The sequence below is a fragment of the Streptomyces sp. NPDC030814 genome, from assembly GCF_055572155.1.
In genome coordinates this window covers 161,456-167,891 of sequence record NZ_JBVIDX010000019.1, presented here as the reverse complement: position 1 = coordinate 167,891, position 6,436 = coordinate 161,456, and the positions used below count along the sequence as shown (strand labels likewise).

The 6,436-nt window shown below is 71.2% G+C and carries 5 protein-coding genes; all 5 read right to left on the bottom strand.

Annotation, left to right across the window (positions count from 1 at the left end; genetic code table 11):
• Nucleotides 1-96 precede the first annotated feature (96 nt).
• The 5 genes from ACZ43N_RS31580 to ACZ43N_RS31560 all read right to left on the bottom strand — a co-directional run bounded on the left by ACZ43N_RS31580 (nucleotide 97) and on the right by ACZ43N_RS31560 (nucleotide 6,197).
• Nucleotides 97-2,028: a protein-arginine deiminase domain-containing protein gene (locus tag ACZ43N_RS31580; RefSeq protein WP_468102466.1), complete on the bottom strand. Its 1,932-nt coding sequence runs from the start codon at nucleotides 2,026-2,028 to the stop codon at nucleotides 97-99.
• A 148-nt stretch (nucleotides 2,029-2,176) separates the two neighbouring features.
• Entirely contained in the window at nucleotides 2,177-3,430 is a 1,254-nt protein-coding gene (locus tag ACZ43N_RS31575) for an MFS transporter (protein ID WP_468102463.1), read from the bottom strand.
• A complete protein-coding gene (locus ACZ43N_RS31570) occupies nucleotides 3,427-4,752 on the bottom strand; it encodes a GH1 family beta-glucosidase (RefSeq protein WP_468102462.1) in 1,326 nt (441 codons plus the stop codon). The genes ACZ43N_RS31575 and ACZ43N_RS31570 overlap by 4 nt, the downstream gene beginning before the upstream one ends.
• Nucleotides 4,753-4,839: 87 nt before the next feature.
• On the bottom strand, nucleotides 4,840-5,106 hold the full coding sequence (locus ACZ43N_RS31565; RefSeq protein ID WP_468102461.1) for a protealysin inhibitor emfourin: 267 nt from the start codon (nucleotides 5,104-5,106) through the stop codon (nucleotides 4,840-4,842).
• A gap of 20 nt (nucleotides 5,107-5,126) precedes the next feature.
• Nucleotides 5,127-6,197: a M4 family metallopeptidase gene (locus ACZ43N_RS31560; protein ID WP_468102460.1), complete on the bottom strand. Its 1,071-nt coding sequence runs from the start codon at nucleotides 6,195-6,197 to the stop codon at nucleotides 5,127-5,129.
• Nucleotides 6,198-6,436 lie beyond the last annotated feature (239 nt).

The following is a 6,436-nucleotide window of genomic DNA, read 5'->3' as shown; positions in this document are numbered from 1 at the left end:
TGTCGCAATCCACACCAGGCCAGAAGGCCCTCACCCATTTCAAGATCGGTCAGCCGTGAGCCCTGTCACCGTCCACAACCTCCCGGGACAGAACAGCTAGCGCGTCCACCAGGCGGCCGACGCGTCGCGCAGGGTGTTCGTACCGCAGTGGATCTCGCCCATGCCCAAGTGGTACGTCTCCCAGTCGTCGATGTACGACACCTGCATGCCGGCGGCGGTGTACGCGGCCGTCACCGCCTCGGTGAAGATGTCCTTGCCGCCGATGACGGGGCCCCACTGGCGCGGCGCCAGGTAGTGGGTGCGGCCGAGGACGATGCCGTTGACGGCGCCGGGAACGTAGGCGCTGGTCATGACGGGCGGGGCCGGGGCCGCGGGGCTGCCGACGGCGCCGTCCGCCGACGGGGCGGGGCTGCCCGGCGTGGCCCGGTCGAGCTCCCGCTGCTGGCCGTGCTCGCGGGCCACCTCGGGAAGTTCGGCACCCGCGCCGAGGCGGCTCAGCCGGGGGAGGCGCAGCTTCTCGTCACCCGACTCGCCCCGCTGCTCCCGGCCCTGGGTGAACAGGGCCGGGACGCGCACCACCTCGGCGTCCGTGACGCCCGTCTCGCGCTTGAGGATCGCGAGGTTCGCCTCGATGCGGCGCGTGGCGAGGTTGTTGTCGGAGATCAGCGTCTTGGAGGCGAGCGCCTGGTTGATCGTCTCCCGGGGACCGCCCGGCACCGAGAACATCCGCTTGGAGCCGTGACCGGCGCTCTTGGCGTCCCGCAGCAGCCGCAGACCCGCCTCGGGGTCGGCGATGGCGAGCTTCCAGCCGCGCGGGGTGTCGGCGGGCAGGAACTGCACGAACTCGTCGACGTGGCCCACGTGCAGCCAGGAGGTGTCCAGGAACAGCGGGTCCTGAAGGCCCTGCGACTTCAGGAACGTCCGCATCACCTTGGCCGGCTTGGAGCCGACGTCGGGGCGGTGGCCCATGATGATCCGGCCCGCGGGGAAGGAACGGTCGCCGTGGGCGTAGGGCGGAATGGTCTCCACGTTGCCCATGGAGTTGAGCGTCCACTCCTCGGACGGGCGGGCGCCGGTCACCTGCACGGCACCGACGTTCGGGCCGCGCATTTTCTCGAAGAGCTCCCGGCCCGCCTCGCGGTCCATCTGCGCCGAGCGCAGCATCACCCGCATGACCTGCCGCTGGCCGTCCGCGCCGGTCATGCTGACGTAGCCGGGCTCCACGAAGTCCTGGGCCCAGACGTCCTGGTACTTGGTGAACTCGATCGTCGGCTTGGTGATGCCGGCGGCCCGCGCCTCCTTGGCCAGGCCCTCGCGGAAGGCGCGGTTGAGCTTGGCGTAGTCGTCGGTGCCGGGGATCTTGGTGACCAGCATCTGCTGCGCGTTCTGCAGGTGGTGGTGGGTGAGGACCGGCGCCACGCGGAGGGTGACCGTGTCGGAGGAGGTGCCGGCGGAGGACTTCACGGTCAGCCGGATCCGGGCGGTGCCGTCCCACTTGGCGGTGTCCCGGATGACGTCCCGCGCCTCGACGCCGAACTCCACGCCCGCGCGCAGCTCGGCGCGGGTCAGCCGGGTCTTCGCGGTGACGGGCACCCATGTGTCGGCCCGCTTGACGAACACCCGGGCCTTGTCGGCGCCGGCGGTCACCTTCACGGTGCCCTGCGCGCCGGCCGGCAGGCTCCTCATCGGCACGGACCGGATCCGCGCCAGGTCGGCGGCGTCGGCCGTGCCGTTCACCTTGGTGTCGGAGGCGTCGTTGCAGGCGGCCAGCTTGGCGTCGGACAGCGGCTTGCCGCCCGCACCCTTGGTGGGGCAGCGCTTGGTGTCGTCGTCGATGTTGGGCAGCATCAGCGCGCCCCGGCCGACGGTCCAGCCGTTCTCCCCGGCGGTGTCCGTGGTACCGGTGAGGTCGACCTGACCGTCCCGGTTCGCGTCCACCCGCAGATCGGTCGGCGGTGCCCCGTCCGCGAAGGCGACGGGTGCCGCGAGCGACGGTACGGCGAGCAGGGTGCCGGAGACGGCGAGCACGGCTATCGCACGCCGTGCGGGGCGGGTGAGGGCGGATCTCGGTGAACGCGTGGGCACAGGGCGTCCCTTCAGCGACGGGGGTGGTCGTCACAGAAGAGGGCCGAACCGGCGAATCAGTTCCCTGTGCGCCGTCTGTGCGCCGAGTGATCTACTCCACTGCGCGGATCCGCCCCACGAACACCGCCCCCGCCAGCCCGATCACCGCCGCCACGAGGTACAGCGTCCGATAGCCGCCGAGGTACGTCACGATCGGCGCGGCGAGCACCGGCGCGGCCACCTGGGGAAGGGAGTTGGCGATGTTGATGACACCGAGGTCCTTGCCCCGGTCGCGGGCCCTGGGCAGGACGTCGGTCATGAGGGCGAAGTCGACGGAGGCGAACACGCCGAAGCCGAGCCCGAGGAGCGCCGAGGCGACGATCGTGCCGGGCCAGGTCGGCCAGAGCGCGATCAGCCCCGTGGCGGCCGCCATCAGCATGCCCGACCAGTACACGAACGGCTTGCGGCGTCCCACCCGGTCCGACCACACCCCGGCGACCACCACCGTCGCCAGCAGCGTCGCCGCGTTCACCGCCGTCAGGATCAGCACCCCCTGCTCGGGGTCGGGGTACCGGACGCGGTCCCGCAGGTAGAAGAGCAGGTAGAGCAGGCCGATGCTGTTGCTCAGGTTCACCAGGAAACGCGTCAGCCACGCCCAGGCGAAGTCCGGGTGCCGGCGCGGACTCAGCCAGAAACCGGCGAGGAAGCCCCGCCACGACCACACCGGCCGGTCCGTCACCGGCAGCCGCGGGTCGGGGTGGCCCAGCACGTACGGCAACACGCCCGCCAGCGTGAACACCGCGCACGCCGCGTACCCCGTGCCCACACCCCCGCCCAGTGTCGCCAGCCCTGTGCCGGCGACCACGCCCAGGATCTGAGCGGCACCCAACCAGCCGCCCACCGAGCCGCGTTGGAGCCGCGGCACCCGGTCCGGCACCGCCGCGGTGACCGCCGCCCAGGACGCGTTGAGCGTCAGCTGGACCAGACACCAGCCGGCCGCCAGCGTCCACAGCCCGCCCGCGCCCGCGAGGAGCAGCAACGCCACCGCTCCGCCCGCCGAGCCCGCCACGATCCATGGGGTACGGCGTCCCCGGCGGGACGTCGTACGGTCCGACAGCGCGCCGAACAGCGGTGTGGCGACCAGGGAGACGACCGCGCCGGCGCCCGTCACCCAGGCCAGCATCGTCTCCTTCGACATGCCGGCACCCGGCGCGAAGTCCTCCGCCTGGGAGGCCAGCAGGATCTGCAGCGGGCCGTACCAGCCCACCCAGATGGCGGCGTTGGCCAGGGCCAGCGTGGCGGTCCAGCCTGCGCCGACCCGTGCGACGGGTTCGGCGAGGGCGTCGACCGGCTGTGTCGTCGTCATGCCCGGCGCTGCGCTCTGAGCAGGTCCCGGTACCACCCGTACGACGCCTTGGGCGTGCGCTCAAGCGTCTCGTAGTCGACGTGCACGAGTCCGAACCGGCGGGCGTATCCCTCCGCCCACTCGAAGTTGTCGAGCAGCGACCACACGAAGTACCCGCGGACGTCGACGCCCGCCTCCACGGCCCGGTGCAATGCCCGGACATGGCCGTCGAGGTAGGCGATGCGCTCCTGGTCGTCGACTCCCTCGTACGAGCAGCCGTTCTCGGTGATGACCACGGGCGGCAGCCGGTCGCCGTAGCGCTCCCGGAAGCCGGTGAGGAGGTCCGTCAGGCCCGACGGCACGACCGGCCAGCCGAAGTCCGTCGTCGGAACACCCTCGATCTCCTTCACGGTGAAGGGAAGTTCGGCGGGGATCGTCACGCCGCCGAACTCGATGTCCGTGCCCTCGGGGGCGCCCACCCGGGTCGGCGCGTAGTAGTTGATCCCGTACCAGTCGATCGGTTCGGCGATCACCTTCAGGTCCGCCGACACGTCGTCGCCGGGCATCAGCTCGCCGATGCCGTCCGGGTACTCGCCGAGCAGTACCGGTTCCGCGAACAGCCGGTTCAGCAGCAGGTCGTAGAAGGCTGCCGCCTCCACGTCCTGCTGTTCCCCGGACGCGGCCCACGTCGGTCCGTGCGAGTTGGCGATGCCGATGTCCGAGGCCCCGGCCGCGCGCAGCGCCCGTACGGCCAGACCGTGGCCCAGCAGCTGGTGGTGGGCGGCGGGGAGGGCGTCGAACATCAGCTGCTTGCCCGGCGCGTGGGTGCCCAGCGCGTGGCCCAGCAGGGTGTGCTCGGCGGGCTCGTTGAGGGTGATCCACTTGGTGACCCGGTCACCGAGGCGGGCGGCGACGACGGCGACGTACTCGGCGAACCGCTCGGCGGTCTCCCGGTTCAGCCAGCCGCCCGCCTCCTGCAGCGACAGCGGCAGGTCCCAGTGGAAGAGGGTCGGCACCGGCCGTACGCCCGCACCGGCCAGCTCGTCCACCAGCCGGTCGTAGAAGTCGAGTCCGCCGGGTGAGTTCACCCGGGGCCAGGACACCGAGAAGCGGTACGCGTCCACGCCCAGCTCGCGCAGGAGGGCCACGTCCTGCGGGTAGCGGTGGAAGTGGTCGCAGGCCACCGCCGCGTTCGAGCCGTCCTTGATGCGGCCCTCCTCGGCCGTGAAGGCATCCCACACGGAGGGCTCGCGCTGGTCCGCTGCACCCTCGATCTGGTGCGCGGAGGTCGAGACGCCCCACAGGAAGCCGGCCGGGAACTGGGGGATCGGGTTCGTCGCCATGCGCGGATCATCCGTACCACGGGTAACGGAAGTCAACGGCCCAGAGACAATGCCCTGTTACCGCCCGGTATCAAAGGGGTGAGGGACTCATGCCCCTTCCTTGAGCACCCTTCTGATCAGCTCCCGCTGCGCCTCCGTCAGCCCGGGGTCCGCGCAGTGGACGGTCCGCCCGTCGACCGTGATCTCGTACGAGAACCCGTCCGGCACTCCCGGCCCAGCCGCGCCCCGGCCGTCGGCGAGTGCGCCCTCGGCCAGAGCGCGCCAGTCCCGGGCATCGGGCCGCCCGGCGGTGTCCACCACCGCGTGCCGCTCGATGCCCGCGAAACCACCCGTGCGCCGCACCTCAATCCGCATGGGTCATGTCTAGTACGGAACTACAGCGTGCGCACGCCCACCTGCTCCCAGGCCTTCAGCACGGCCGTCAGTTCGTCGCCCTGCCCGTACCGCTCCTTCGTGGCCTTCACCGTCAGCGTCGCGAAGTCCACGAACAGCGCCTGCTGCTTGAGTTCGCCGCCGGTCAGGACGTCGTACCAGATCTGCCCGGCCCGCTCCCAGGCATAGCCGCCGAGCGCGGTGGCCGCCAGGTAGAACGCGTGGTCGGGGATCCCGGAGTTGATGTGCACGCCGCCGTTGTCGCGGCCCGTGCGGACGTAGCCGTCCATCGTCGCCGGCTGCGGGTCCTTGCCGAGGACGTCGTCGTCGTACGCCGTGCCGGGGGCCTTCATCGAGCGCAGTGCGACCCCCGTGACGCGCGGGGCGAGCAGGCCCGCCCCGATCAGCCAGTCCGCCTCGGCGGCGGTCTGGCCCAGCGTGTACTGCTTGATCAGGGCACCGAAGACGTCCGACATGGACTCGTTGAGGGCGCCCGGCTGGCCGAAGTACGTCAGGTTCGCCGAGTACTGCGTCAGGCCGTGGCTGAGTTCGTGGCCGATGACGTCGACCGGGATGGTGAAGTCGAGGAAGATCTCACCGTCACCGTCGCCGAACACCATCTGCTCGCCGTTCCAGAAGGCGTTGTTGTAGTCGCGGTCGTAGTGCACGGTCGCGTCCAGCGGCAGCCCGTTGCCGTCGATCGAGTCGTGTCCGTACGCCTTGAGCAGCAGCTCGAACGTCGCCCCCAGGCCCGCGTAGGCGCGGTTGACCGTGGCGTCCCCGCCGGGCTCGTCGCCCTCGCCGCGCACCTTGCGGCCGGGGAGGTCCGTGCCGTGCTCGGCGTCGTGGATGGTGCGGTGGGGCTTGCCGGCCTCGGCGTCCGCGGGCGCGGCGATGGCCGGGGCGCCGATGACCGTGGTCAGCCGGCGGCGGGTGCGTTCGAGCGCGTCGCGCTCCAGGGTGCGGCGGGCCGCGCCGGAGAGCGCGGAGTCCTCGGCCTGGGCGAGCTTGTCGAGGACGTGGGGCGGTACGACTGTGCAGAAGACGGGCTCTTGGCCCCCGTTGGTCGTCATGTTTCGCACGATCGCACTCCGTTAGGGGTGTGTCACTAGGGGCAACCTTGATTGGTGAAATATGGCCGTATGGGTTGCGTTTCGTCATCGTCGTGTTACGGAGGGTGTCGGTCGGCCTGTGGGTCGGTGTGGCTGGTCGCGCAGCCCCCGCACGCCGCTTCATGGTGGACCGGTGTGGCCTTGCGCACCTTTTGTCCCGGTTGCTTCCTTGGTCCCGCATACTGATACGACCCCGCGCG